At 64.7% G+C, this 24,669-nt stretch carries 19 protein-coding genes; 7 read left to right on the plus strand and 12 right to left on the minus strand.

From position 1 onward, the window contains the following. The first annotated feature begins 522 nt into the window (after positions 1-522). The 3 genes from gltB to NUU27_RS02145 are packed head-to-tail and all read left to right on the plus strand — an operon-like array spanning position 523 to position 7,341. Positions 523-5,253: a glutamate synthase large subunit gene (gene gltB, locus NUU27_RS02135; protein ID WP_257760398.1), complete on the plus strand. Its 4,731-nt coding sequence runs from the start codon at positions 523-525 to the stop codon at positions 5,251-5,253. Positions 5,254-5,277: 24 nt separating this feature from the next. Continuing rightward, the gene (locus tag NUU27_RS02140; protein ID WP_257760399.1) at positions 5,278-5,868 is read left to right on the plus strand and encodes a glutathione S-transferase family protein; all 591 of its coding nucleotides are present in this window, start codon (positions 5,278-5,280) and stop codon (positions 5,866-5,868) included. Between the two features lie 18 nt (positions 5,869-5,886). Then, the gene (locus NUU27_RS02145) at positions 5,887-7,341 is read left to right on the plus strand and encodes a glutamate synthase subunit beta (protein WP_257760400.1); all 1,455 of its coding nucleotides are present in this window, start codon (positions 5,887-5,889) and stop codon (positions 7,339-7,341) included. A 13-nt stretch (positions 7,342-7,354) separates the two neighbouring features. Here NUU27_RS02145 and NUU27_RS02150 read toward each other — a convergent pair whose 3' ends face one another. Then, positions 7,355-8,587: a DUF459 domain-containing protein gene (locus NUU27_RS02150; RefSeq protein WP_257760401.1), complete on the minus strand. Its 1,233-nt coding sequence runs from the start codon at positions 8,585-8,587 to the stop codon at positions 7,355-7,357. Between the two features lie 25 nt (positions 8,588-8,612). After that, positions 8,613-9,839, minus strand: coding sequence for a lytic murein transglycosylase (locus tag NUU27_RS02155; RefSeq protein ID WP_257760402.1), 1,227 nt, complete (start codon positions 9,837-9,839; stop codon positions 8,613-8,615). A gap of 209 nt (positions 9,840-10,048) precedes the next feature. Here NUU27_RS02155 and galU point away from each other — a divergent pair, with 209 nt between their 5' ends. Next, on the plus strand, positions 10,049-10,921 hold the full coding sequence (galU, locus tag NUU27_RS02160; RefSeq protein ID WP_257760403.1) for a UTP--glucose-1-phosphate uridylyltransferase GalU: 873 nt from the start codon (positions 10,049-10,051) through the stop codon (positions 10,919-10,921). 89 nt (positions 10,922-11,010) lie between these two features. On the opposite strand, the gene NUU27_RS02165 is transcribed toward galU, so the two are convergent. Continuing rightward, positions 11,011-12,732 carry an outer membrane beta-barrel protein gene (locus tag NUU27_RS02165; protein WP_257760404.1) on the minus strand — a complete coding sequence of 574 codons (1,722 nt, stop codon included), beginning with the start codon at positions 12,730-12,732 and terminating at the stop codon, positions 11,011-11,013. 154 nt (positions 12,733-12,886) lie between these two features. On the opposite strand from NUU27_RS02165, the gene NUU27_RS02170 reads away from it, so the two are divergent. Beyond that, positions 12,887-13,882: an SIS domain-containing protein gene (locus NUU27_RS02170; protein WP_257760405.1), complete on the plus strand. Its 996-nt coding sequence runs from the start codon at positions 12,887-12,889 to the stop codon at positions 13,880-13,882. Between the two features lie 24 nt (positions 13,883-13,906). On the opposite strand, the gene NUU27_RS02175 is transcribed toward NUU27_RS02170, so the two are convergent. The 4 genes from NUU27_RS02175 to NUU27_RS02190 form a co-directional block, all read right to left on the minus strand. Then, positions 13,907-14,368 carry an NfeD family protein gene (locus NUU27_RS02175; RefSeq protein ID WP_257760406.1) on the minus strand — a complete coding sequence of 154 codons (462 nt, stop codon included), beginning with the start codon at positions 14,366-14,368 and terminating at the stop codon, positions 13,907-13,909. 4 nt (positions 14,369-14,372) lie between these two features. Then, positions 14,373-15,332, minus strand: a complete 960-nt coding sequence (locus tag NUU27_RS02180; protein WP_257760407.1) for an SPFH domain-containing protein — start codon at positions 15,330-15,332, stop codon at positions 14,373-14,375. 283 nt (positions 15,333-15,615) lie between these two features. After that, positions 15,616-16,680, minus strand: a complete 1,065-nt coding sequence (gene hemH, locus NUU27_RS02185) for a ferrochelatase (protein WP_257760408.1) — start codon at positions 16,678-16,680, stop codon at positions 15,616-15,618. 127 nt (positions 16,681-16,807) lie between these two features. Next, positions 16,808-18,694 carry a 5'-nucleotidase C-terminal domain-containing protein gene (locus NUU27_RS02190; RefSeq protein WP_257760409.1) on the minus strand — a complete coding sequence of 629 codons (1,887 nt, stop codon included), beginning with the start codon at positions 18,692-18,694 and terminating at the stop codon, positions 16,808-16,810. Positions 18,695-18,915: 221 nt separating this feature from the next. On the opposite strand from NUU27_RS02190, the gene NUU27_RS02195 reads away from it, so the two are divergent. Together NUU27_RS02195 and NUU27_RS02200 are read left to right on the plus strand one after the other, a co-directional pair. After that, positions 18,916-19,434 (plus strand): cytochrome b, encoded by a 519-nt coding sequence (locus NUU27_RS02195; protein ID WP_257760410.1) that lies wholly within the window; start codon positions 18,916-18,918, stop codon positions 19,432-19,434. A gap of 89 nt (positions 19,435-19,523) precedes the next feature. After that, entirely contained in the window at positions 19,524-20,033 is a 510-nt protein-coding gene (locus NUU27_RS02200) for an OsmC family protein (RefSeq protein WP_257760411.1), read from the plus strand. Between the two features lie 8 nt (positions 20,034-20,041). Here the strand turns inward: NUU27_RS02200 and modC are convergent, their stop codons facing one another. The 5 genes from modC to NUU27_RS02225 form a co-directional block, all read right to left on the minus strand. After that, positions 20,042-21,145: a molybdenum ABC transporter ATP-binding protein gene (gene modC / locus NUU27_RS02205; RefSeq protein ID WP_257760412.1), complete on the minus strand. Its 1,104-nt coding sequence runs from the start codon at positions 21,143-21,145 to the stop codon at positions 20,042-20,044. Beyond that, positions 21,142-21,825 carry a molybdate ABC transporter permease subunit gene (gene modB, locus NUU27_RS02210; protein ID WP_257760413.1) on the minus strand — a complete coding sequence of 228 codons (684 nt, stop codon included), beginning with the start codon at positions 21,823-21,825 and terminating at the stop codon, positions 21,142-21,144. The genes modC and modB overlap by 4 nt, the downstream gene beginning before the upstream one ends. Positions 21,826-21,831: 6 nt before the next feature. Next, complete coding sequence (gene modA, locus NUU27_RS02215; RefSeq protein ID WP_257760414.1) at positions 21,832-22,572, minus strand: molybdate ABC transporter substrate-binding protein; 741 nt, start codon at positions 22,570-22,572, stop codon at positions 21,832-21,834. Between the two features lie 176 nt (positions 22,573-22,748). After that, positions 22,749-23,444 (minus strand): tellurite resistance TerB family protein, encoded by a 696-nt coding sequence (locus tag NUU27_RS02220; protein ID WP_257760415.1) that lies wholly within the window; start codon positions 23,442-23,444, stop codon positions 22,749-22,751. A gap of 126 nt (positions 23,445-23,570) precedes the next feature. Beyond that, positions 23,571-24,512: a rhodanese-related sulfurtransferase gene (locus NUU27_RS02225; protein WP_257760416.1), complete on the minus strand. Its 942-nt coding sequence runs from the start codon at positions 24,510-24,512 to the stop codon at positions 23,571-23,573. Positions 24,513-24,669: the final 157 nt, after the last annotated feature.

The raw sequence follows: 24,669 nt of genomic DNA on the forward strand, positions 1-24,669 counted from the left end.
TTGCTGCGATGCTCTGCGAGTCCAAAATCCGCGGGTGACTTTGATCAGCAAGGCGCGGCGGCTGCAAGACCTGTCTGGGATGGTCGGGCTTCGGCGGTCGAAAGTTTCGCATGGTGGAGCCTTGACGAAACTTTCTTACGCATCGGACGCATAAAATTTGCATTTTCGTCTTGTGTCGCGGGCTGATTTCTGGCATTTGACTAAATAGGACAGCAGTGCTGTCTTATTTATTCGCGCAATGATGACCGAATATGCGTTACAATCGGCCGGTCTGGCCGTGGTAATGTGGCGGCTGAGCGGTGCGAGTTCGGCGGACCGGTAACGGCCGGAAAACAATCGTGTCCGTCAAGGACGCGCCGCCCAAGAAAAAGAAGCGCGCCGGAGCGGACCGGTCAAGCGTTCCTCCGGCTTCAAAAAAGGATATGCCGTGCCTGCACCCCGGATGGCCGAAGACAGCCGTCCGGAGACTGAACGACCGCCCTGGGCGACCTGCTCCGGGCAGAACATATAGAGGAAGTTGCGATGACGGAAATGACGCCATCTGTGTCGACAGGGTTCGAGCCCGCCGGGCAGGCAGGAACGGCGGCCGTCAAACGCACGAAAAATACCGCCACGGGCCTGCCGCCGGCGCAGGGTCTCTACGATCCGCGCAACGAGCGCGATTCCTGCGGCGTGGGCTTCGTCGCCCATATGAAGGGCAAGCGTTCGCACGGCATCGTGCAGGACGGCCTCGCCATGCTCGAGAACCTGACCCATCGCGGCGCGGTGGGCGCCGACCCGCTTGTCGGCGATGGCGCCGGCATGCTGATGCAGATCCCCGACCGGTTGTTCCGCGAGGAGTGGACCGCGCGCGGCGTGGAGCTTCCCGCGCAGGGGCATTACGGTGTCGGCCAGTTCTTCATGCCGCGCGACAGCGCGCTGCGCGCCCATATCGACGAGGTGATCGCCGAGGTGGTGCGCGCCGAAGGCCAGGAGGTGATCGGCTTCCGCGACGTCCCGGTCGACAATTCCTGCCTCTCCAAGGCCCCCGACATCGCGGCCTCCGAGCCGGTCCACCGGCAGGTCTTCATCGGGCGCGGCCCGGGCGTTGCCGACGAGGAGGATTTCGAGCGCCGTCTCTACATCCTGCGCAAGGTGATCTCGGGCAGGATCTACGAGGAGACCGGCGGCAAGGGCAACGGCTTCTACACCGTTTCCATGTCCTCGCGGACCATCGTCTACAAGGGCATGTTCCTCGCCTACCAGCTCGGCGCCTATTACAAGGATCTGAAGGATCCGCGCGTGGAATCGGCGGTGGCGCTCGTGCACCAGCGCTTCTCCACCAACACCTTCCCTTCCTGGGAGCTGGCGCATCCCTACCGCATGGTCGCGCACAATGGCGAGATCAACACTGTGCGCGGCAACGTCAACTGGATGGCGGCGCGCCAGGCCTCGGTGGATTCGGAGCTGTTCGGCAACGACATCTCCAAGCTGTGGCCGATCTCCTATGAGGGGCAGTCGGACACGGCCTGCTTCGACAATGCGCTGGAGTTCCTGCATCAGGGCGGCTACCCGCTCGTGCACGCGATGATGATGCTCATTCCGGAGGCCTGGGCCGGCAACCGGCTGATGAGCCCCGAGCGGCAGGCCTTTTACGAGTACCACGCGGCCCTGATGGAGCCCTGGGACGGCCCGGCGGCGGTGGCCTTCACCGACGGCCGGCAGATCGGCGCGACGCTCGACCGCAACGGCCTCAGGCCGGCGCGCTACGTGGTGACCGACGACGACCGCGTGATCATGGCTTCGGAGGCCGGCGCGCTGACCGTTCCCGAAGAGCGGATCGTCACCAAATGGCGCCTGCAGCCCGGCCGCATGCTGCTGATCGACTTCGCGGAGGGGCGCATCATCTCCGACGAGGAGGTGAAGGCGCAGGTGGCCGAGAAGCACCCCTTCCGCAAGTGGCTCGACAACACGCAGCTCATCCTGGAAGACCTGAAGCCGGTGGAGCCGCGCGCGCTGCGCCGCGATGTGGCGCTGCTCGATCTTCAGCAGGCTTTCGGCTACACCCAGGAAGACACGAAGATGCTGATGGCGCCCATGGCCACGACCGGCCAGGAGGGCATCGGCTCCATGGGCACGGACACGCCGATCTCGGCCATGTCCGACAAGGCGAAGCTGCTCTACACCTATTTCAAGCAGAACTTCGCGCAGGTCACCAACCCGCCGATCGACCCGATCCGCGAGGAGCTGGTGATGAGCCTCGTCTCCTTCATCGGCCCGCGTCCGAACATCTTCGATCTGGTCGGCAACTCGCGCCGCAAGCGGATGGAGGTACGCCAGCCGATCCTGACCAATGGCGATCTCGAGAAGATCCGCTCCATCGGCCACACGGAAGATCGCTTCGACACCAAGACCATTGACGTCACCTATGCTTCGGGCGAGGGCGCCGAGGGCATGCGCGGGGCGCTGGAACGCGTGTGCGAGCGTGCCGAGGCGGCGGTCGCGGGCGGCTACAACATCATCATCCTGTCGGATCGCCAGATCGGGCCGGACCGCATCGCGATCCCGATGCTGCTCGCCACGGCGGCGGTGCATCATCACCTGATCCGCAAGGGGCTGAGGACCGCGGTCGGCCTCGTGGTCGAATCGGGCGAGCCGCGCGAGGTGCATCATTTCTGCTGCCTGGCCGGTTTCGGTGCCGAGGCGATCAACCCCTATGTCGCCTTCGACACGCTGCTCGCCATGCATCGCGACAAGGCCTTCCCGCCGGAGGTCGACGCGCAGGAAGTGGTGAAGCGCTACATCAAGGCCATCGGCAAGGGCATCCTCAAGGTGATGTCGAAGATGGGCATCTCCACCTACCAGTCCTATTGCGGGGCGCAGATCTTCGACGCGGTGGGCCTGAAGAGCGATTTCATCGCGCAGTATTTCACCGGCACGGCGACGACGATCGAAGGCGTCGGGCTGGAAGAGATCGCGGCCGAGACGGTGGCACGCCACACCTCGGCCTTCAGCGACGATCCGCTGCTGCGCAACGCGCTGGAAGTGGGCGGCGAATACAATTTCCGCATGCGCGGCGAAGAGCACATCTGGTCGCCGGATGCGGTCGCCACGCTGCAGCATGCGGTGCGCGGCAAATCCTGGGAATCCTATCGCGACTTCACCAGGATGATCGACGGGCAGGCGGTGGACGCGAAGTCGATCCGCGGCCTCTTCTCGATCAAGACCGCGAAGGACACGAAGCGTCAGCCCGTGTCGCTGGAAGCGGTCGAGCCGGCGGCGGAGATCGTCAAGCGCTTCTCGACGGGCGCCATGTCCTTCGGCTCGATCAGCCGCGAGGCGCACACCACGCTGGCCCGCGCCATGAACGCTCTGGGCGGCAAGTCGAACACCGGCGAGGGCGGCGAGGAATCCGACCGCTATCTGCCGCTGCCCGACGGCTCGGCGAACCCCGAACGTTCGGCGATCAAGCAGGTCGCCAGCGGCCGCTTCGGCGTGACCGCGGAGTATCTCGTCAATTCCGACGTGATGCAGATCAAGGTGGCGCAGGGCGCCAAGCCCGGCGAAGGCGGTCAGCTTCCCGGCCATAAGGTGGACGCCACCATCGCCAAGGTGCGCCATTCCACGCAGGGTGTCGGCCTGATCTCGCCGCCGCCGCACCACGACATCTATTCGATCGAGGATCTGGCGCAGCTGATCTTCGACCTGAAGAATGTCAATCCGGACGCCGACGTCTCGGTGAAGCTGGTGTCGGAAGTGGGGGTCGGGACGGTGGCGGCGGGCGTCGCCAAGGCGCGTGCCGATCACATCACGATCGCCGGCTATGACGGCGGCACGGGCGCTTCGCCGCTGACCTCCATCAAGCATGCGGGCAGCCCCTGGGAGATGGGCCTTGCCGAAACGCACCAGACGCTGGTGCTAAACGGCCTGCGCTCGCGCGTCGCCCTGCAGGTCGACGGCGGCCTCAGGACCGGCCGCGACGTGATCGTGGGCGCGCTTCTGGGCGCCGACGAGTTCGGCTTCTCGACCGCGCCGCTGATCGCGGCCGGCTGCATCATGATGCGCAAGTGCCACCTGAACACCTGCCCGGTGGGCGTGGCCACGCAGGACCCGGTTCTGCGCAAGCGCTTCAAGGGCACGCCGGAGCACGTCATCAACTACTTCTTTTACGTCGCCGAAGAAGTGCGCCAGTATCTCGCCGAGATGGGATACACCAGGCTCGACGACGTCATCGGCCAGTCGGACCTTCTGGAGAAGAGCGCGCTGATCTCGCACTGGAAGTCGCGCGGGCTCGATTTCACGAAGATGTTCTACAAGCCGGATGCGCCGCGCAAGGCGATCCGCTGGACCGAGCGACAGAACCACCCGATCGACGATGTGCTCGACCGCAAGCTGATCGCGGGCGCCCAGCCGGCGCTCGAAAACCGCGAACCGGTGTCGCTCGACGTCGAGATCTGCAACACCGACCGCTCGGCGGGCGCGATGCTTTCGGGCGCGGTGGCCAAGCGCTACGGCCAGAAGGGCCTGAAGGAAGACACCATCGCCGTGCGCCTCACGGGTACGGCGGGCCAGTCCTTCGGCGCGTTCCTGGCGCGCGGCGTGTCGTTCGAGCTGATCGGCGATGCCAACGACTATGTCGGCAAGGGCCTTTCGGGCGGACGCATCGTGATCCGTCCGAACGAGAAGTCGCAGATCGTTGCCGAGAACTCGATCATCGTCGGCAACACCGTGCTTTACGGTGCGACCGAGGGCGAGTGCTACTTCCGCGGGGTGGCGGGCGAGCGTTTCGCCGTCCGCAACTCGGGCGCCGTGACCGTCGTCGAGGGCGTGGGCGACCACGGCTGCGAGTACATGACGGGCGGCGTGGTGGTCGTGCTCGGGCAGACTGGCCGCAACTTCGCGGCCGGCATGTCGGGCGGTGTCGCCTATGTGCTGGACGAGGCGGGCGATTTCGCCGAGCGCTGCAACATGGCCATGGTCGAGCTGGAGCCAGTTCCCGAGGAGGACGATATCCTCGAGAAGCTGCACCATCACGGCGGCGACCTGATGCACAAGGGCCGGGTGGACGTTTCCGGCGATATGACCCGCCACGACGAGGAGCGCCTGGCGCAACTCATCTCGAACCATCTCCACTACACGGGCTCGGAACGTGCGCGCACGATCCTCGACAACTGGGCCGACTATCGTCCGAAATTCCGCAAGGTGATGCCGGTCGAATATCGTCGCGCCCTGGAAGAGATGGAGCGCATGAAACTGGGTCTTGCGGCGGAATAGGCGCCGGGCTTGGGAGACGCTCAAGTGGATGTGTTTGGAGATCTGAATTCAGGCAATTGCCTGAAGGTGAAATATACGGCCGACTTCCTCGGCCTGCCGTATCGCTGGCACGAGGTCGACATCATGGCCGGGGAAAGCCGCACGCCGGCGTTCCTTGCCATGTCGCCCTTCGGCCAGGTGCCGGTGGTGCGCCTTGCCGACGGCCGGGCGATTGCCCAGTCGGGTGCGATCATGCGCTATCTGGCGCGTGGGAGCGCGCTTCTGCCGGACGATGCCTTCGCGCAGGCCGAAATCGACCAGTGGATGTTCTGGGAACAGAATTTCCACGAACCCAATGTCGCCGGGGCGCGGTTCCATGTGGTCTACCGCAGGGAACCGGTCGAAACGCGGGCTCCGGACAAGGTCGAGAAGGCGGAAGCCGCTCTCGACTTCATGAACACGGCGCTCGAGCAGCGCGACTTCTTCGTCGGTCCGTCCCTGACGATCGCCGACATCGCGCTGCTCGGCTACACGCGGCTCGCCCCCGAGGGCGGCTTCGGCTTCGACGGGCGCAAGGCGCTCACCCGCTGGATTGCACGATGCGAGGAAGTTCTCGGACTTCCTGCGCTTCACTAGAATAACGGGGTCTACTCGATGGGTAAGGTTACAGGCTTTCTCGAAATCGACCGGCAGGTGCACAAGTACCAGCCGGCGTCCGACCGCATTCGCCACTTTCGCGAATTCACGCTGCCGATGTCGGACAAGGAAGTCGAGAAACAGGCCGCCCGATGCATGGATTGCGGCATCCCCTATTGCCACGGGCCGACAGGGTGCCCGGTGCACAACCAGATTCCGGATTGGAACGACCTCGTCTACAACGGCGACTGGGAGACGGCGATCCGCAACCTGCATTCGACCAACAATTTCCCCGAATGGACGGGGCGGATCTGCCCTGCGCCGTGCGAGGAAGCCTGCACGCTGAACCTGGAAGACATTCCGGTGGCGATCAAGACGGTCGAGCAGGCCATTGCCGACAAGGCCTACGAGGCCGGCTACGTGCGGCCCTATCCGCCGGAAAAGAAGACCGGCAAGAAGGTCGCGATCATCGGTTCGGGACCGGCCGGCATGGCTGCGGCGCAGCAGCTTGGCCGCGCCGGACACCAGGTGCATGTCTATGAGCGCGAAAGCCGCCCGGGCGGTCTGATGCGCTATGGCATTCCCGACTTCAAGATCGAGAAGCATTACATCGACCGGCGCATCGAGCAGATGCAGGGTGAGGGGGTAACGTTCCACTGCGGCGTCAATGTGGGACACGACAAGTCAGTGGAAGAGTTGCTTGCCGAGTATGACGCGGTGCTTTATTGCGGCGGCTCGGAGCGCCCGCGCCCGGCCGGCATTCCCGGTGCGGATCTCGAGGGCGTGCATGATGCCATGCCCTATCTTGTGCAGCAGAACCGCCGCGTGGGCGGCGAGGACATCCAGTCCGTGGCCTGGGCGGCGGAGCCGATCCTTGCCGGTGGCAAGCACGTGGTGGTGGTCGGCGGCGGCGACACGGCATCCGACTGTGTCGGTACGGCCTTCCGGCAGGGAGCCGTGCGCGTGACGCAGCTCGACATCCGCCCGCGTCCGCCGGAAAAGGAAGACAAGCTCGCCGTATGGCCCTACTGGGCGACCAAGATGCGCACATCCTCCTCGCAGGCCGAGGGCGCGGAGCGCGAGTTCCAGGTGGCGACGCTCGAGTTCATCGGCGAGGACGGCGTCCTGACCGGCGTGAAGTGCTGTCAGGTGGATGAGAAGCGCAAGCCGGTGGCGGGCACGGAGTTCGTCATCAAGGCGGACCTGGCCTTCATCGCCATCGGCTTTGCCGGCCCGCTGGAGGAGGGGGTGCTGAGCGAGTTCGGCGAGCGCCTGAAGACCCACACGGACCGGCGCAGTTCCGTCAACGTGGTCGCCGACGACCGCGACTATCGCACCAGCGTCGACCGCATGTTCGCCGCAGGCGATGCCCGGCGTGGCCAGTCGCTGGTGGTCTGGGCCATTCGCGAGGGGCGGCAGGCAGCCCGTGCGATCGACGAGTTCCTGATGGGGAGCACCGTCCTGCCGCGCTGAGCCGGCACGAGGATCAGGGCGCGGCCGGATTTGTGGATTCCGGCCGGCCCGCTTCCTCGGGTTGCAGCGAGAAATCGTCGGCGCGGCCGGATCGTTCGCGGTCCGACGCCGCCCGGCCTTCGGGGGCTGCATCCTGCGTCAACCTGCCGATCGGCTTCACGACGGCCCCGAGCAATTCCGTGCCGCCGTCCAGAACGGGATCCGTCAAGGATATCGGCACGGTGCGGTCCACTGCCTTGGGGTCGGAAGGGCCGAGGCTGGGATCGGGAAGCCCCTGTATGCCGATCTCCCCGATATCGGGCAGGACAGCCTGCCCGAGCAGCTTGTTGAGCGGCTTTTCGACATAGAACGCGATCTTCCGCTTGCCGGCGCGGGTCAGGTTGATGCCGTCGCTGCCGCGCAGCCGCACCGCCTGGCCATTCATGTCGGGACCGGTGAAGACGAAGGCGCCGTTCTCGTCCACGAATCCATCCCAGATGTCCACGAAAGCGCCTTCTGCGGCTTCGACGGTGGATTTGTATATGTCGTTGAAGGCCAGCATGTCGGAGGTCATGCTGGGCGACTTGAAGGCCGGCAACCCGCTCCAGATGATGGGGATTCCCCGGTCCTGGAAGACCTTGGCGAAGCGTTCGACGCGGGCGTCGTATTCCGCCAGCCAGGCGTCGGATCGTGGTGCTTCGCGGTGACCGTCGACGACCATCTGCTGGCGGTCGTTCGAACCGATCATGACCACGACGACCGCCGGCTCGGCCTCCTCGATCAGGGGGACGATTTCCGCGTTCCAGTTGTAGTAGTCTTCGCGAACGAATCCGGACGACCCGTTGCTCGCATTGACGATCCTGACGCCGGGAGATTGGGCGTATGCTGCTTCCAGGCCCTCGGCGAGCCCGCCGGCAAGGAAGTCGCCGACGACGAGCACGCTGCGCGCGTTCTCCAGTTTTTCGACTGCCGGCGGCGGAGGCGGCTGGCGGGGCACGGCGGTGACCGCCGGTCGGCTGGTTCTGCGGCTCGGCGCAGGCGCTCGTTCCACGGGGTCGATGTACCGCCGCTGCTGCGGCTCGATCTGTCTGTTGCGCAATCCGCCGAAAAGAAAATCGAGCAGCCCGCGCTGCTGCCGCCGATACTCCTGTGCATGAACGTCACCGGAAGGACCGGCGATGCCCGCCAGCGTTGCCGATAGCGCAACGGCTGCGAGCAGGCACCACCGCTTTCTTGATCCTCCAGGTTTTGTCCGCTCTCCAGGCATCTATGGCGGGTCCGGGATTGTCGGGCTACTGGCCGCGCAGGCGGCGCAGCACGTCCTTGCCGGGATGACCGTCCTGCTGCATGCCGCTGCGCGCCTGAAAGGCCCTGATCGCGTCGCGTGAGCCGCTGCCGATCTTGCCGTCGATCGGTCCGTCATAATAGCCGAGCGCGCCGAGCCGCTTCTGCAACTCCTCGGTCTCCGAATAGGTGAGCCGCTCGAAAGGGCGGTTCCAATCGCGCACCAGGCCGCCATATCCGGCGATCTCGTCGGCCAGGAGGCCGACGGCGAGGGCGTATTTGTCGGAATTGTTGTAGCGCTTGATCACGTCGAAATTGCGCGTCACAAGGAACGCCGGACCGGCGCGGCCATCCGGCACCTTCAGCTCGGCGCTGTCCGACGGACGGGGAAAGGCCTTGCCGTTGGCGCGGACGACGCCGATGGACGCCCAGCGCGAGAGCGCCATCTTGCCACCGGGGAACTTGCGTCCGCCGGGAAGAGCCGCCACCTCATAGCCCCAGGTTTCGCCGCCGCGCCAGCCGTTCTTGCGCAGCAGGTTGGCGGCGGTGGCCAGGGCATCGGGCACCGAATTCCAGATGTCGCGCCGGCCGTCGCCGTCCATGTCGACGGCATAGGCCTGATAGCTGGTGGGAATGAACTGGGTGTGCCCCATCGCACCTGCCCAGGAACTGGTCAGGTGGCCGACATCGATGTCGCCGGTCTGCAGGATCTTCAACGCGGCGATGAGCTGCTGACGGGCGAATTTTGCGCGCCGGCTGTCGGCATAGGCGAGCGTCGCGAGAGAGCGCGGCAGGCTGCGCATGACGCGGTCGTTCTTCAGCACTTCACCGTAATTCGATTCGATCGACCAGATCGCCAGCAGGATGTGGCGGCTGACACCGAACTGGCGTTCAATCCGGTCGAGCCAGGGCTTCCACTGGCGCGCCAACCGGCGCCCGGTTTCGATCGTGTTCTGTTGCACGCGATTGTCGAAATACTCCCACGCCTCGGCGCGGAACTCGGGCTGGTAGCGCGCCTTCTCGAGCACTTCCGGATCGGGTGCCGTCACGCCGCGAAAGGCGCGATCATAGGTCGAGCCCGAGATTCCGTTCTGCATCGCGACGGCGCGGAACTGGGCAATCCAGCGCTGAAAGCCGGCGTCTGCACGGGCTGGCCCGGGCATTGCCATCAAGGCGAATGCGGCTAGAGCAATGGCGGCCAGAGACAGGTTTCCCGCAAGTGAGCGCGATGACATCGGAACCTCCGTTGAAAGCAGTTTAGCCTATCCATTGCACGAGGCGGTTAGAAAAACGTTTACCATGATATCTGCACACCAATCTAACGTTCACCGGAACCGCCTCGAAATCTGCGCATTCATTCAGGAAACATCAATCAGGCGTTGTTAGGTCGTAATCCCGAGACCCGCACCAAGGCCTGTCTTTCAATCCTTTAAGGGGGGCATTCATGACGAAGCTTCGCAAGGCTGTTTTTCCCGTCGCCGGCTTGGGGACCCGCTTTCTGCCGGCCACCAAGGCCGTGCCGAAGGAGATGCTGACCGTCGTCGACAGGCCGGTGATCCAATACGTCGTGGACGAGGCGCGCGAGGCGGGGATCGAGCATTTCATCTTCGTCACGGGGCGCAACAAGACGGTTATCGAAGACCATTTCGACATTCAGGTCGAACTTTACGACACGCTGGCGCGGCGCGGCAAGAATGACGTGCTCGAGCGCCTTCGCCAGTTGCAGCCGGAACCGGGACAGACCAGCTTCACCCGGCAGCAGGAGCCGTTGGGCCTCGGTCACGCCGTCTGGTGCGCACGCGAGCTCGTCGGAGACGAGCCCTTCGCCCTGCTGCTGCCGGATATGATCATGCAATCGGAGCCGGGCTGCCTGAAGCAGATGGTGGAGCTGTTCAACCAGACGGACGGCAACATCCTGTCGGTCGAGGAGTGCGATCCCTCACAGACGCACAAATACGGCATCGTCGGGCGGGGCGAGGCCGTGGCGGGCGGGTTCAGGATCAACGCCATGGTCGAGAAGCCGAAGCCGGCGGAGGCTCCTTCGAACTTCTACATCAGCGGGCGTTACATCCTGCAGCCGGAGATCTTCTCCCTGCTCGGACGCCACGAGCGGGGGGCCGGAGGCGAGATCCAGCTCACGGACGCGATGCTCAAGCTCATGCAGGAGCAGCCCTTCCACGGTCATCACTTTACCGGTCAGACCTTCGACTGCGGTTCTCCGGAGGGATTCGTGGAGGCCAACCTCGCCTTTGCGCTGGCGCGGCCGGACCTGCGGGACCATGTCATGCGGATGATGGAGCAAGCCGGCGGCAAGTGACCACCACCGTCGACAGAGCCTGGCGCTCTGTCTCTTTATTTTCGGCATTCATGCGGACGTCAGTTGATTTCACCTGACTACCAAATGCTCTATTGCTGCATCTTCACGCCGACGAAAAGGCTTGTGGCATCGTAGTCACGTCCGGGCAGGCTGCTCGTACGCTGCTCGTATCGGGCGCGGCTCGTCAGGCCAAGCGTGCGGTTCAGCCACCAGGTCATCCCCACTTGGCCGGAGAGCGTCCGATCGTGCCCGCCGCCCGTGTAGTCGCGCCACGAAGCTCCAGCTGCGGCTTCGGCGATCAGGTTGGCGCGGATCTGCCTCTCCAGGCGCAGGGTTCCCGCATAGAGAACCGAGCCGCTCTCGCCCGCATCGGTCGTGCCTTCGATCGTGGTCGATCCGTCGAGGCCGACGGTCGTGCCGCGTTGCGGCGACCAGTTGAGATTGGCGGCAAGGGCAAGCCCGGAAACCGTGTCGAGACGGCTGTCGTCGAGGTCTTCGCTGATCCAGCCGACGGAAGCCTCGCCGGACAGTTTTTCCTCGATGTCGATCATCATGCCGACGCGTGCGCCGAGGCGCGTGGCGGATCTCTCATACCCGGCACTGTCCTGTTTCATGTCATAGAAGCGACGGCCGATCTCTCCTTCGACAAAAGGGGTCAGCGCCGGCGAGATCTGGTAGCCGGTGCGCAGGCGCAAGGTGGCGAGGGTCGCGTTTCGCTCTTCCTGCGAAAGCTTCGTCCCGCCGACCAGAGTGGCATCACCATACTGTTCGCGCGTCACCATTCCGGTGATGCCGAGCCGCAGCTTCCCGACATCCTTGGCAAGACCCAGGCTGCCGTCGATCGTGTGTCTCAAGGGGCGATCTTCGACATTGGCGATGATCACCGGCGAAGACGCGGATTCCGGCCGGACATTGTAGCCGAGGGTTGCAAGCGCCGTGTAATCCGACGCCAGGTCGAGCCGCAGCCTACCGTCGACACCTCCTTGAAGCTCGGAAAGGTCGTCGCCGGAAAGCGACTTGCGATAGGTGCCGAAGGCTTCCAGCGTCGCGGCGTGGCGCGACCAGTCCGAATCGGCCCTGAGCCGCAGAGTGGATTCCGAGATGACCGCCTCGCCGCCGCCGGGGCTCGAATCGGCATTGGATGTCCATGTGACGCCCTGTTCCAGGGTCGGAACCACCGTGAAGGTGCCGAGGCGCATGCCGCGGGGAGCGTAGGGGGTCTCGTCGGCGATCCGCTCTCTCGCCTCGATCGCGGTTGCGCGAGGGTTCAACGCCTCGGCGCGTGCCATGGCCCTGCGTTCCTCCGCGTCGGCGGATGTGGCGCGGACCGTGCCGGTGGCGAGCGTGTCGGTCTCGGCCTCCCCCTCAAGGGGCGGTTCCTCGACGGCCGGTTCTTCCGCGGGCGGCGGATTGCCGGAGCTGCGCCTGCGGCGCTCGCGTTCCACCGCGGTCGATGGCGGGCGCGGTGACGCAAGCGGCGCGGCCCCGGCATTGGCGGCGGTGCCGGCTCCGATTCCTCCGTTTTCGTCCGTATCGTCGCGATCGGCGGTGATGCTTGGCGTTGCAGGCCGATAGGTCGGGACCGGAATGCCCGCCGTCGTCCGTGCCTGGTTGGCGCGTTCGGCATTTCGCGCCTGGGTGTCGGGCCGCAGAACCTGATAGATTTCCGCTTCCAGCACCGGTCCCCGAAGCTCGGCGCCGAGCTCCTGGGATGCGGCGGAAACGATGGCGAAGACGAAGCAGGTCCCCAGAGCTGCCGAGAACCACAGCCCGTGTGAGTGGATGATCAGTGCTTCACCGGTACGGGACATGGATTTCCGGACAATCTCAGACGCGGCCGCGACATTATGCTTAGCAAACGGTAAAGGACTGCGGTTAACGGAAGGTTGAGGTCCGCCATGCACGCTTCCTTCGACTGTCAAACACCAATGGACAGCCGGATGGGGAAACGGTATGGGCAGTGCCATGCTTAAGGACACGACCATGACCACCGACCGACGCAGTGTTATCGCATCGGCCGTCCGCACTCTGGAGACGGAACGGGCCGGCCTCGAAGCGCTTGCCGAAGCGCTCGACAACGGGCTCGCCGGGCCCTTTGCCGAGGCCGTGCAGACCGTTGCGGCGATCAGGGGGCGGGTCATCGTGACCGGCGTCGGAAAGAGCGGCCATATCGGCTCCAAGATTGCCGCCACGCTTGCCTCGACCGGAACGCCGGCCTTTTTCGTGCATCCCGCCGAAGCCAACCATGGCGATTTGGGCATGATCGCCAAGGACGATGTGATCATCGCCATGTCCTGGTCGGGCGAGACGACGGAGCTGCAGGGAATTGTCGCTTATGCGCGGCGGTTCGCGATTCCGATCATCGCGATCACTGCGGGCAAGGCGTCTGCGCTCGCCAAGGAGGCGACCATCGTGCTCGGCCTGCCGCGAGCGCCGGAAGCCTGCCCGCACGGGCTTGCTCCCACGACCTCGACGGTCCTGCAACTCGTCATCGGCGATGCGCTCGCCGTGGCGCTGCTGGAAGAGCGCGGCTTCACCGCCGATCATTTCCGCACGTTTCATCCGGGCGGCCAGCTCGGCGCCAAGCTCACCCATGTGCGCAACATCATGCACCAGGGCGAGGAACTGCCGATCGCGGCAAGCGGGACGCTGATGCGCGAGGCGATCCTGGTGATGACCCGGAAGGGGCTGGGCTGCGTCGGCATAACGGATGCCGAAGGGGGGCTGATCGGCATCATCACGGATGGCGACCTGCGCCGCCATATCGACAGCGAACTCCTGTCGATGACCGTCGATCAGGTCATGACGCGCAACCCGAAGACGATCGCGCCCGACACCTTGGCCGAGCACGCCCTGCAGATCGTCAATTCCTCGGCGATCACCGCGCTGATGGTGGTCGAGGAGGGTAAACCATGCGGGGTCGTGCACCTGCACGACCTGCTGCGCATCGGCGCTGCCTGAGCTCGTTTCGATCGCCGCCGACGTTCAAACGGTCTCGACCTCCAGCGTGCCGTTGCGGACGGCCACGATCCGCACCTGTGTTCCGACCGGCAGATCCGGTCCGCTGACGCGCCACAGCGTGTCGTCGAGCCTTATCCGGCCGAAGCCGTTGTCGATCGCCGTTTCCAATCGTGCAGTGCGGCCGACGAGCTGTTCCGCCCGGCGGTTCAGGAGCGGCTGGTCGGTCTCTTCGTTGCGGCGCGAATCCATGAGCCGCTTGCCCAGATAGGCGGAGATCAGCGAGAGCGCCAGAAACACCAGAACCTGAACCTGCCAGCTCCAGAACGCCGCATCCCACAATTGCAGCGAAAGGGCGCCGGTCAGGATCGCCGCGATGCCGATCCACAGCAGAAAGACGCCCGGCAGCAGGATCTCCGCAGCGAGCAATACGAAACCGAGCAGCATCCAGTTCCAGGGACCGAGCTCGGAGATCACATGCTGCAGCATGGCGTTATCCCTGATCCGGACCGGTTCTGGGCGGACGGGCCGAAGAGGCGCGGGGCCTCGGGGCGGGAAGGTTGCCGCCGTCGCCAAAGACCTCGCGGGCGATCGCGCCGATGCCGCCGAGAGAACCGATGAGGGAAGAGGCTTCCACGGGCATCAGCACCACCTTGTTGTTCGCGGAGGAACCGATGGTGGCGAGGGCCTCGGTGTATTTCTGCGCGACGAAGTAGTTGACCGCCTGCACGTCGCCGGCGGCGATCGCCTCGGAAACCACCTGCGTCGCACGCGCCTCGGCCTCGGCGGCGCGTTCACGTGCCTCGGCATCCCGGAACGCTGCCTCGCGACGGCCTTCCGCCTTGAGGATCTCCGCCTGCTTCAGGCCTTCGGCTTCCAGGATCTGCGCGCGCTTTTCCCGTTCGGCCATCATCTGCCGGGCCATGCTCTCGACCAGATTGGCCGGCGGGTTGATGTCCTTGATCTCGACACGGGTCATCTTGATGCCCCACGGATTGGCCGCGTCGTCGACGATCCGCAACAGCTTCTCGTTGATCGCATCGCGGTTCGAAAGAAGCTCGTCGAGATCCATCGAGCCCATGACCGAACGGATGTTCGTCATGGTCAGGTTGAGGATGGCGTTTTCAAGGCCAGACACCTGATAGGCCGCCTGGGCGGCGGTCAACACCTGATAGAAGGCGACGCCGTCTACGGCGACAATGGCGTTGTCGCGCGTGATGACCTCCTGGGTCGGAACATCGAGCACCTGTTCCATCATGTTCATCTTCGCGCCGATGCGATCGATGAACGGAACGATCAGATTGAGGCCGGGGCTCAGCGTGCGCGTGTAGCGGCCAAAGCGCTCCACCGTGTAGTTGAACCCCTGCGGAACCGTCTTGATGCCTGCGAAGAGCAGAAGCAGGACGAGTATCGCCAGGACGGGAATGATGATGTCGAAGCCGGAAAAGGACATTGTGCTCTCCTAGTAGTGCGATCCTGAAAGACCCACCGGATCAATAGTTTGTGGTCTGACCCAAACAAGTGGGCACTACCTGTTTCAGTCAGACCATCAGGCCCGCAAAGCAACGGGCGATTCGATCATTTTCAATACTCTAAGCGCAAGTTGGACCATTGCCCATGTGCGGACCGGAACAGTCCACAACGGCAGGTTGCCCGGAGCGGGATGAGGAAAAGTGTGAAGCGGTTTTCCTCATCTCGCTCTAATGGACGCGCGGCGCTGTAGATGTGCGGGATCTTCAGATCCAGCCGGACAGCTCGCGCCGAGCCAGGGTCTCGATGACCGCCATGCCCTCATCGGAATCGTTGAGGCAGGGGATGTGCGTGAAGTTCTCGCCACCCGCGTGGCGGAAGATCTCGCCGGCTTCCCCGGCGATTTCCTCCAGTGTCTCCAGGCAATCGGAAACGAAGCCGGGGTTGAAGACGGCGATCGATTTCACGCCTTCCCGGGCGAGCTTTTCGACGGTCTTGTCCGTGTAGGGCTGGAGCCATTCCTCAGGGCCGAAGCGGGACTGGAAGCAGGTGATCAGCTTCTCCGCGCTCCAGCCGAGCCTTTCGCGCAGCAGCCGCGAGGTCTTCTGGCAATGGCAATGATAGGGGTCGCCGCGCCGGAAATAGCTCTGCGGGATGCCGTGATAGGAGGCGATCACCACCTCCGGTTCGAAAGACAGGCCGGCAAGGTGGTTCTCGATCGATCTGGCCAGCGCTTCGATGTAGACGGGTTCGTCCTGATACGACGGCACGGTGCGGATTGCCGGCTGAAAGCGCATTGCCATCAGCGCTTCGAAAAAACTGTCGTTGACCGTCGCCGTCGTCGTTGCGGAATATTGCGGATAGAGCGGGAACATCACGATACGCTCGCAGCCGCGTTCCATCAGGCTCTTCGTCACCGTCTCGATGGACGGCTGGCCGTACCGCATGGCCCAGTCGACGACCACATGCTCATGCTCGGCGAGCGCTGCGGCGAGCTTCTGAGCCTGCGACCTCGTGAAGGTGCGCAGGGGCGACTCGTTTCGTTCGTGGTTCCATATCTGCGCGTAGGCCGCGCCCGATTTCTTGGGCCTGGTGTTGAGAACGATGCCGTAGAGCACCGGAAACCAGATCGCTCTCGGCCATTCGATGACCCGCCGGTCGGAGAGGAACTCCCTGAGATAACGCCGCATGGAGGTGTAGTCGGTACCTTCCGGCGTCCCGAGATTGACGAGGAGGACGCCCACCTTGCCGCGGTGCACGGGCGGATGGTCCACAGGTAGCCGGCCGACCGCTTTTGCCGCGGCGGGATCGATTTTTGTTGGGAGGTTCATTCTTTGACTCCGATCGTTCCCGGGAAGCTAGCGAAGACAAAACCGTTTTCAATGGAACCCTTGGCCGCAGGCACGAAAAAAGCCCCGCCCGGTGCGGGCGAGGCTTTTGCATGCGGTACAACCGGTTTCAGTTTGCCGGCGGCAGGGCGAGCGAGGAGCCGATCTCCAACCGCCTGGGTTTGATCCCCGGGTTGGCTTCGGCGATCCTGCGCCATTTGGTGGGGTCGCCGTAATAGGTCTCGGCAATGTCCCACATCGTGTCCCCGGCAGCGATCGAGTGGGTGGTTTCACCGCCCGCAGCCATCGGCTTTTCGCCTTCCATGGCTTCTTCCGTCTTCTCGGCGCCGGCAGCGGCTTCGCCCGGGGCTTCGCTCTTTTCCATGGTTTCGCCGCTGGCGACCGTCGCCGCTACCTCGGTGATCCGCCCTTCCGTGAAGGGTTTGTACGGAGCGTGCGCGACCATGTAGTCCGCAAGCACCTGTTCGAGCCCGGGGCCGTAATCATAGGCGTTCTCGGCGTTTTCGGAGAAGAGCTTGTAGCCGTCGCCGCCGTTGCGCATGAAATTGTTGGTCGCCACCGTATAGGTCGCAGCCTCGTCGATGGGCTTCCAATCGTCGCCGTCCTTCACCTCGACGGATTTGATGCGCCCCTCGTTCGGCGCAACGGACGGATCGAACGAATAGCGCAGGCCGGCGACCTGCGGGAAGCGGCCGGCGCCCTCCTCGATCTGGCTGACGCCACTTTCCAGCGACGCCACGACATCGGCACCCTTGATCTGGAACGTGGCCAGCGTGTTCTGGAACGGGAGCACGGCGAGCACCTCGCCCATCGTCACCTCACCCTGATCGATGGAAGCGCGCAGGCCGCCGCCATTGGTGATGGCAAACTGGACGCCCTGGTCGCTGGTGCGCTCGAGCATGGCGTCGGTGACGAGATTGCCCATCTCGCATTCGCCGGCGCGGCAGGTCTCGCGGCTGCCGTCGATCGGCGCGGAGGTCTCGGCGACGACCTTGTTCTTCAACTCCTCGATCGGGCCGCCAAGTTCCTTGACCCGCGCAACAACCGCCTCGTCCTGGGCGACGGACGCATCGATGAGCTTCACGTCGCCCGAGGCTTCGGTAACCACGCCGTCATCGTTGAAGACCACTTTCAGATCGCCGAGATATTTGGAGTAGGAGGCGGCCTGGACCACCGGAACCTTATAGCCGTCGGGATTGTCCACCATGGTCGGGTAGGGGCCCTCGGCTCCGTCGATCGTGTTCGACAGCAGCGTGTTGGTGTGGCCGCCGACGACCACGTCGACGCCAGGGATCTTGGCGATCGCCGCCAGGTCACGGGGATAGCCGACATGGGTGAGGGCGATCACCTTGTTGGCTCCTTCGGCGGTGGCGGCCTTGACGGCCTCGGTGATGCCGGCCACGTCCTCGATGATGGAGACATGCTCGCCCGGCGAGGAAAGCTCCGCCGTGTCGTTGGCGACGGCACCGACCAGCGCGATCTTTTCTCCGCCGACCTCGAGGATCACATATTCCTTGACCCGGTCACCGAGCTTGGAGGCCTCCTTGGCCTTCACGTTGGAGCCGAGCACCGGGAACTCGACCTCGCCGAGAAACGTCGCAAGCCCGTCCTCGCCGTCGTCGAACTCATGGTTGCCGACGACCATCGCGTCGGTCTTCATCAGGTTGAGGAACTCGGCCTCAACGGCGCCTTTGTAAGTGGTATAGAACAGCGATCCCTGAAAATTGTCGCCCGCGTTGAGGAAAAGGACATTCTGGCCGTCCAGCGCCTTGCGTGCCTCGGCCACCGCGGTCACCAGGCGCGCGGCGCCTCCGAAGCACTTGCCTTCGGCATCATCCTCCGGCGCGCATGTGGAATCGTATTTGTTGATGGGTTCAATGCGGCTGTGCCAGTCGTTGATGTGCAGGATGTTCAGCGTGTAGTCCGCGAGGGCGGCGTTGGCACTGAGTGCCAAAACGGACACGGTGAGCGAGGCGAGGGCGAGGCGTCTTTGCATCGTCATTACTCCCAAAAGAATCTCCTGCGGTTTCTAGCGCCGCATTGTGACGTCCGTTCAAGGACGCTCGAAAGGCATGTTTCCACCCGGTCCGACGCGATGCAAGCGAAACTTGGAAGTGTTCGCAATCATGAGCCGCCGCTCCGGTGAATTGTTCTATATCAATGCTCTGGACAGGCGACCTGTTATCGCTGGGCTGGTTCTTGCCCTGGAGATATACGATGGCAGCAAAGGTGTCGCCGGCCGGCTATTCAGCCGTGCAGATTGTTCTTCATTGGGTGATCGCAGCATTGGTGATCTTCCAGGTCGTCTTCGGCGAGGAGATCGTACCGGCCTATCGCGCCTTGCGCCGCGGGGAAACGGCCGATGCAGCGGATGTCTTCAACGCCAACATCCACATCTATGTGGGATTTGCCATTCTCGGGCTCGCGGTCATACGGCTGTTGATCCGCTTCATCCAGGGGGTTCCGCCGGCGCCCGCAGACGAAAGCCGTGTCCAGAAGCTTCTCGCCGCCACGGTGCATGTCATCCTCTACGCCGTCATCTTCGGTATGCCGGTTACGGGGGCGTTGGCCTGGTTCCTGGGCGTGAGCTCGATGGGCGAGGTGCATGAACTGGCCAAACCCGTCATCGTCATCGCCGTCGCCCTGCACGCGGCCGGCGCCCTTTGGCAGCATTTCGTCGTCAAGTCCGATGTGCTTGTGCGGATGCTGCGACCTGGTCCCCGCAAAGCGGCATGATGGGCTGCGCCGATGCCCCGATGAAATGAGACGCTATCGAAGCGGATTTCCGGTATGCTGGTGCCGTCGTGGAAAGGGGAGTTGCCGCAATGGACGTCGCCGCGCTGCGTGCCGTACAGGCACCGCTCAAGGAGCGATACCGGAACCAGCCCGAAGCCGCCTTCATCACCCTCAAGGCGCAGGGCTCGCTCGATGACCAGAACATCGCCTGCAAGGTGGAAACGGGCCGTGCGCTGGCGATAGCCGGCCTGCACCCGGCGACCGGCGGCACGGGGCTGGAGCTTTGCTCGGGAGACATGCTCCTCGAAGCCTTGGTCGCCTGTGCCGGCGTGACGTTGAAGGCGGTCGCCACGGCGCTGGAGATTCCGCTCCGCCGGGGAACGGTCGCTGCCGAAGGCGATCTCGATTTTCGCGGCACGCTGGGCGTCGACAAGAGCGCTCCCGTGGGATTTGCCGAAATCCGCCTGATCTTCAGGTTCGACACGGATGCATCCCAGGAGCAGCTCGACCAGCTCTTGAAGCTGACCGAGCGATACTGCGTGGTCTATCAGACGCTGCGCGGCAATCCCGCGCTCGGCGTGAGCATGGAACGTGCCTGACGCACGGATCAGAGCGGTCGCCGCGTCGATTGCTCGACGCGCGCCATCTCGACCGAGACGGCCTTGAGCAGGGCGATTGCCCGGCCGCCCGGAGCGAGTTCGAGCGCATCCGCCGATTTGGCGGTGATGCGCGCGATCAGACGCTGCCCGCCCAGGTCCAGCACCACCATCGCATGGGCGCCCTCGCGGCGCAGCTCGTCGATGCGGCAGGAGAGCTGGTTGCGAATCGACAGCCCGTCATGCGGTTGGGTGGCGATTGCGACATCGGTTGCCCGCACCCTCAGGCGGACGATCGTGCCTGCGTTGAAGCCGGTGCCCGTCAGCTCGATGGACCCGCCATCGAGAGCGACGGTTGCCGTCTGGTAGGCGGGATCGACCGCTGTGACGCGCCCCTCTATCAGCGTCGCCGCCTCCTCTGTATCACCGCCCGTGGCCAGGCTGAGCCGCGCCAGGACCGTCGCGGCCGGTCCGCTGTCGATCACCCGTCCGTCCTCGAGGACCACGACCGTGTCGGCCAATCGGGCGATCTCGGCGGTCTCGTGACTGACATAAAGGACCGGGATGCCGGTCTCCGTGCGGATCGCCTCGAGATAGGGGAGGATCTCGCGGCGCCGGGCCTTGTCCAGGGAGGACAGCGGCTCGTCCATCAGCAGGAGCGACGGATCGGCGAGCAGCGCGCGGCCGATCGCGACACGCTGCCTCTCGCCGCCCGAAAGCGTGGCAGGGTCGCTGTCCAGACGGTTTTCGAGGCCGAGCAGCGAGACGACCTCGCCGAAAGGCCGGGAAGCCGGGCGACGCCCCGCCCATCGGGCATAGGTCAGGTTCTTCCGCACGGAAAGATGCGGGAAGAGCCTGGCATCCTGAAACACGAAACCGATGCCGCGCCTTTCCGGCGGAAGGTCGATGCCGGAAACCGAATCGTAGAGCGTCTTGCCGGCCACGACGATGCGCCCCGATGATGGACGGGCGGTGCCGGCGATCATCTTCAAGAGGGTCGACTTGCCGGCGCCCGAGGCTCCGAAAATCGCCGTGACGCCGAGTTCGGCACGAAAAGCTGCGTCGATGGCGAAGCTGCCCGCCCGGCCCTTGATGTCGATGTCGAATGCGGTCACGGGCGGTCTCGGGTGAGTTTGCGGGCAAGGAGCTCCGAGGCGATGATGGCAAGCAGAGCCAGGGCGATGGCCAGCAGGATGAGGCGCATCGCGGCCGCATCGCCCGACGGTGTCTGCAGCAAGGCATAAATGGCGAGCGAGAGCGTTTGCGTTTGTCCGGGAATGTTGGAGACGAATGTGATGGTCGCGCCGAACTCGCCGAGTGCCTTGGCGAAACCGAGGACGGCTCCGGCGATGATGCCGGGCAGGGCCAAAGGAAGGGTGACGGTCAGAAAGACGACCAGGCGCGATGCACCGAGCGTGCGGGCAGCCTCGGCATAGCCCTGATCGATGGCTTCGAGCGACAGGCGGATCGGCCTGACCAGCAACGGGAATGCCATCACGCCGGCAGCCAGCGCCGCGCCTGTCCAGCGGAACGCGAACTCGAGGCCGAACAGGCTGTCGAAAAACCGTCCGAGCGGCCCCTTCGTGCCGAACAGAATCAACAGCCCGTAGCCGGTCGCGACCGGAGGTAAGACGAGCGGCAGGGTCACGAGGGCCTGCAGCAGTCCCCTGCCGGCAAAACGCTTGCGCGCCAGGAGCCAGGCGATGGCGAAGGCCGGCAACAGCGCGCACGCTATGGCGACGAACGCCACCTTCGCGGACAGGAGAATTATGGATATCTCGGCTTCGCTCATCATCGAATCTTAGTCTGGGGCGCGCGAAAAGCCGAGCTCGGCGAAGATTTCCTGTCCCGCCCCGCTCGTCAGGAAGTCGAGGAAATCCTCGGCGCCAGGCGCGCCATTCCTGATGGCCGCTGCCGGATAAACGATCGGTGCATGGCTGTCGGCGGGGAAGGTGTAGACGCGAGCGAGGTCGCCAGCGGCCTTCTGGTCCGAACCGTAGACGATGGCCGCCCTCACCTCGCCACGGCCGGCCAGTTCGAGCGCCACTCGGACGTTCTCACCGAAGACGGCGTTGCCTTCGACCTTCTGCCACAGACCGAGCGTTTCGAGAGCGGTCTTTGCGTATTTGCCGGCCGGAACGTAGCTCGGATCGCCCATGGCAAAGCGTTTTTCAAGCAGGGGCGCGGGATCCGCAACGGCTTCCGCGCCCCGTGCCGATGCGATGACGAGGCTGTTGCCGGCGATGATGCGTTCGCTTTCCACGCGGATCAGATCGCGTTCGACCAGATAATTCATCCAGTCCGTGTTGGCGGAGATGAAGAGGTCGGCCGGCGCCCCGGCCTCGATCTGGCGCGCCAGCACCGAACTCGAGGCGAAGGAGACGGTCACCTGGCCGCCGCCGGCGGCTGCGTATTCGACGACGGCGCGGTCCATCGCATCCTTCATGCTGGCCGCGGCGAAAACGGTCAGTTTTTCGGCGGCCGAAGCGAGGGGGCTGAAGGCGGTGAGGAGGAGAAGGGTCGCCAGGGCACGTTTGAACATGAAACCACCAAGGTCTGACGCGCGGCGGGCCGCGCTTCGGTCAACGGGACTGTATGGTGGTCGAGGGCCAGCATCCGCGCCCCGGATGCTGCCCGAACCTTGGGCCAGAGGCGGCCATCACGCGCCGCCCGAAGCAATAGTATGAGGGGCGGCGCGGAGAGGTCAAGGCAAGCCCGTCAGGCGGTCGCTTCCGAGACCGTCGCCTCGATGTGGTCGATCAGCGAATCCGGCAGGCGCAGGCGCCCTGCGAGCATGTCGAGATAACCGCGCTCGGCGCGCGTCTTCGGCTCGATCGTCAGCCGCGAGGCCGTGTAGAGCTCGATCTTCTGAGCGTCGGTCTGGGCGGCGGCGATCAACGCATCGAGATCGACCGGCGCTTCCAGTTCGCGGATGAGGAACGCCTCGGTCTCATCGCCGATGCCGGCGAGTTTCAGCCTGTCGGCGATCTTGCCGCGCTCGGCATCGTCGATGTGACCATCGGCGCGGGCGGCGGCAATCATGGCGCGCACCAGCATCAGGGCGAACTCGCTTTCCCCCTGCGGCGCCTGCGCGGGATCGAAGCTCGTGTCCCGCGGCGGCGGCAGAAGCTCTCCTTCCCTGGCCGCCTGCTGCGGCTCCTTGCCGGCCTGGTAGTTCTGGTAGGCCTTATAGGCGAGACCGGCCACCGCGGCGAGGCCGCCGAGCTTGAGGGCGCTGCCGGTGACGGAGCGGCCCGTGCTGGTGCCGAGGAGGACAGCGGCGATGGCGCCGGTCGCCAGCGGATTGTCCCTGGCAAGCTGTGCGGCCTGGCCGGCCTTCTCGCGCACCGTGCCCTGCGTTCCGGGCACCTGCGAGCCCAGCAAGTCGTCAAGCAGCTTCTTGGGATCGATCATCCGCGTCTCCTCGTGTTCGCCATCCGGCTTTCCGGCCGTCTGCGCAAAGGTAGGAAGGTGATGTTGTCATTGCAATGACAGGGTGTGCGCCTGTCGGTGCTGCAAGTTGCTGGAAAGAACGATGCGCTACCGCGCGGTCGGCGTGCCGATGGGGAAGGGCGTGCCGCGTTTCCTGGCAAGCTCCACCTGGCGCTGACGCTCGGCGTAGCGGGCGCGGTCCCCCTCGCTGCGCTCCCCGGCGCAGTGCGGGCACGACACCCCTTCCTGGAAGAGCGGGGACCGGCGTTCCTCGGCCGTCAGAGGATGGCGGCAGGCGCGGCAGAGGCTTGCCTCGCCGAACGTCAGCCCATGACGAACGGAAACGCGCTCGTCGAAGACGAAGCACTCTCCCTGCCACAGGCTCTCCGATGCCGGCACCTCCTCCAGATATTTGAGGATGCCGCCTTTCAGGTGATAGACCTCGTCCACCCCCTTGAGCTTCATGAAGGCGGTGGCCTTTTCGCAGCGAATGCCGCCGGTGCAGAACATGGCGACCTTGCGGCCCTGCAGGCGGTCGAGATTTCTTTCGGCCCAGGCGGGGAAATCGCGGAAGGTCTCCGTATGCGGATCCTCGGCGCCGGCAAAGGTGCCGATGGCGATCTCGTACTGGTTGCGGGTATCGATGACCACCGTCCCGGGATCGGAGATCAGAGCGTTCCAGTCCGTCGGCTCCACATAGGTTCCCGCATGCCGCGCCGGGTCGATCTCCGGCACGCCCATGGTGACGATCTCCCGCTTCAGACGCACCTTCATCCGATGAAAGGGCATCTCGGCGGCGCCGCTGTATTTCACATCCAGATCCGCGAGCGCGGGGATGGAGCGCAGATGCCCGATCAGCGCCTCGATCGCCTCAGGCTTGCCTGCGACCGTGCCGTTGATGCCTTCCGCGGCCAGGAGGAGCGTGCCGCGAATGCCGCGCTCGCAGCAGAAGGCGGCAAGCGGCGCACGCAGCGCCGCATGGTCGGCGAGCGGCGCGAAGCGATAGAGTGCGGCGACACGGATGGCCGGTTCGGGCGGAAGGGAAATCATTCCCGTCTCCTAAGCCGCAGGAAGGTAGCTTGCAACCGGAACATGGGCAGCGCCGCTCGACGGGGAAGAATTAGCGCATCGTGCTTTCCAAAAATCGGAATCAATTTTCGGAAAGCACGATGCGCAGTTTCTAAGACTTACAGCGCCATGCGTCCAA

The sequence above is a fragment of the Nitratireductor sp. ZSWI3 genome (assembly GCF_024655565.1).
In the GTDB taxonomy this organism is placed as follows: Bacteria; Pseudomonadota; Alphaproteobacteria; order Rhizobiales; family Rhizobiaceae; genus Nitratireductor.

Bases quoted from the DNA above. Each gene is read 5' to 3' on its own strand.
- NUU27_RS02200 (WP_257760411.1), top strand. From the start codon at position 19,524: ATGGACGTCGCCGCGCTGCGTGCCGTACAGGCACCGCTCAAGGAGCGA.
- modB (WP_257760413.1), bottom strand. From the start codon at position 21,825: ATGATGAGCGAAGCCGAGATATCCATAATTCTCCTGTCCGCGAAGGTG.
- NUU27_RS02220 (WP_257760415.1), bottom strand. From the start codon at position 23,444: ATGATCGATCCCAAGAAGCTGCTTGACGACTTGCTGGGCTCGCAGGTG.
- gltB (WP_257760398.1), top strand. From the start codon at position 523: ATGACGGAAATGACGCCATCTGTGTCGACAGGGTTCGAGCCCGCCGGG.
- NUU27_RS02175 (WP_257760406.1), bottom strand. From the start codon at position 14,368: ATGCTGCAGCATGTGATCTCCGAGCTCGGTCCCTGGAACTGGATGCTG.
- modA (WP_257760414.1), bottom strand. From the start codon at position 22,572: ATGTTCAAACGTGCCCTGGCGACCCTTCTCCTCCTCACCGCCTTCAGC.
- NUU27_RS02195 (WP_257760410.1), top strand. From the start codon at position 18,916: ATGGCAGCAAAGGTGTCGCCGGCCGGCTATTCAGCCGTGCAGATTGTT.
- NUU27_RS02190 (WP_257760409.1), bottom strand. From the start codon at position 18,694: ATGCAAAGACGCCTCGCCCTCGCCTCGCTCACCGTGTCCGTTTTGGCA.
- NUU27_RS02155 (WP_257760402.1), bottom strand. From the start codon at position 9,839: ATGTCATCGCGCTCACTTGCGGGAAACCTGTCTCTGGCCGCCATTGCT.
- hemH (WP_257760408.1), bottom strand. From the start codon at position 16,680: ATGAACCTCCCAACAAAAATCGATCCCGCCGCGGCAAAAGCGGTCGGC.
- NUU27_RS02180 (WP_257760407.1), bottom strand. From the start codon at position 15,332: ATGTCCTTTTCCGGCTTCGACATCATCATTCCCGTCCTGGCGATACTC.
- NUU27_RS02225 (WP_257760416.1), bottom strand. From the start codon at position 24,512: ATGATTTCCCTTCCGCCCGAACCGGCCATCCGTGTCGCCGCACTCTAT.
- galU (WP_257760403.1), top strand. From the start codon at position 10,049: ATGACGAAGCTTCGCAAGGCTGTTTTTCCCGTCGCCGGCTTGGGGACC.
- NUU27_RS02145 (WP_257760400.1), top strand. From the start codon at position 5,887: ATGGGTAAGGTTACAGGCTTTCTCGAAATCGACCGGCAGGTGCACAAG.
- NUU27_RS02150 (WP_257760401.1), bottom strand. From the start codon at position 8,587: ATGCCTGGAGAGCGGACAAAACCTGGAGGATCAAGAAAGCGGTGGTGC.
- NUU27_RS02165 (WP_257760404.1), bottom strand. From the start codon at position 12,732: ATGTCCCGTACCGGTGAAGCACTGATCATCCACTCACACGGGCTGTGG.
- NUU27_RS02170 (WP_257760405.1), top strand. From the start codon at position 12,887: ATGCTTAAGGACACGACCATGACCACCGACCGACGCAGTGTTATCGCA.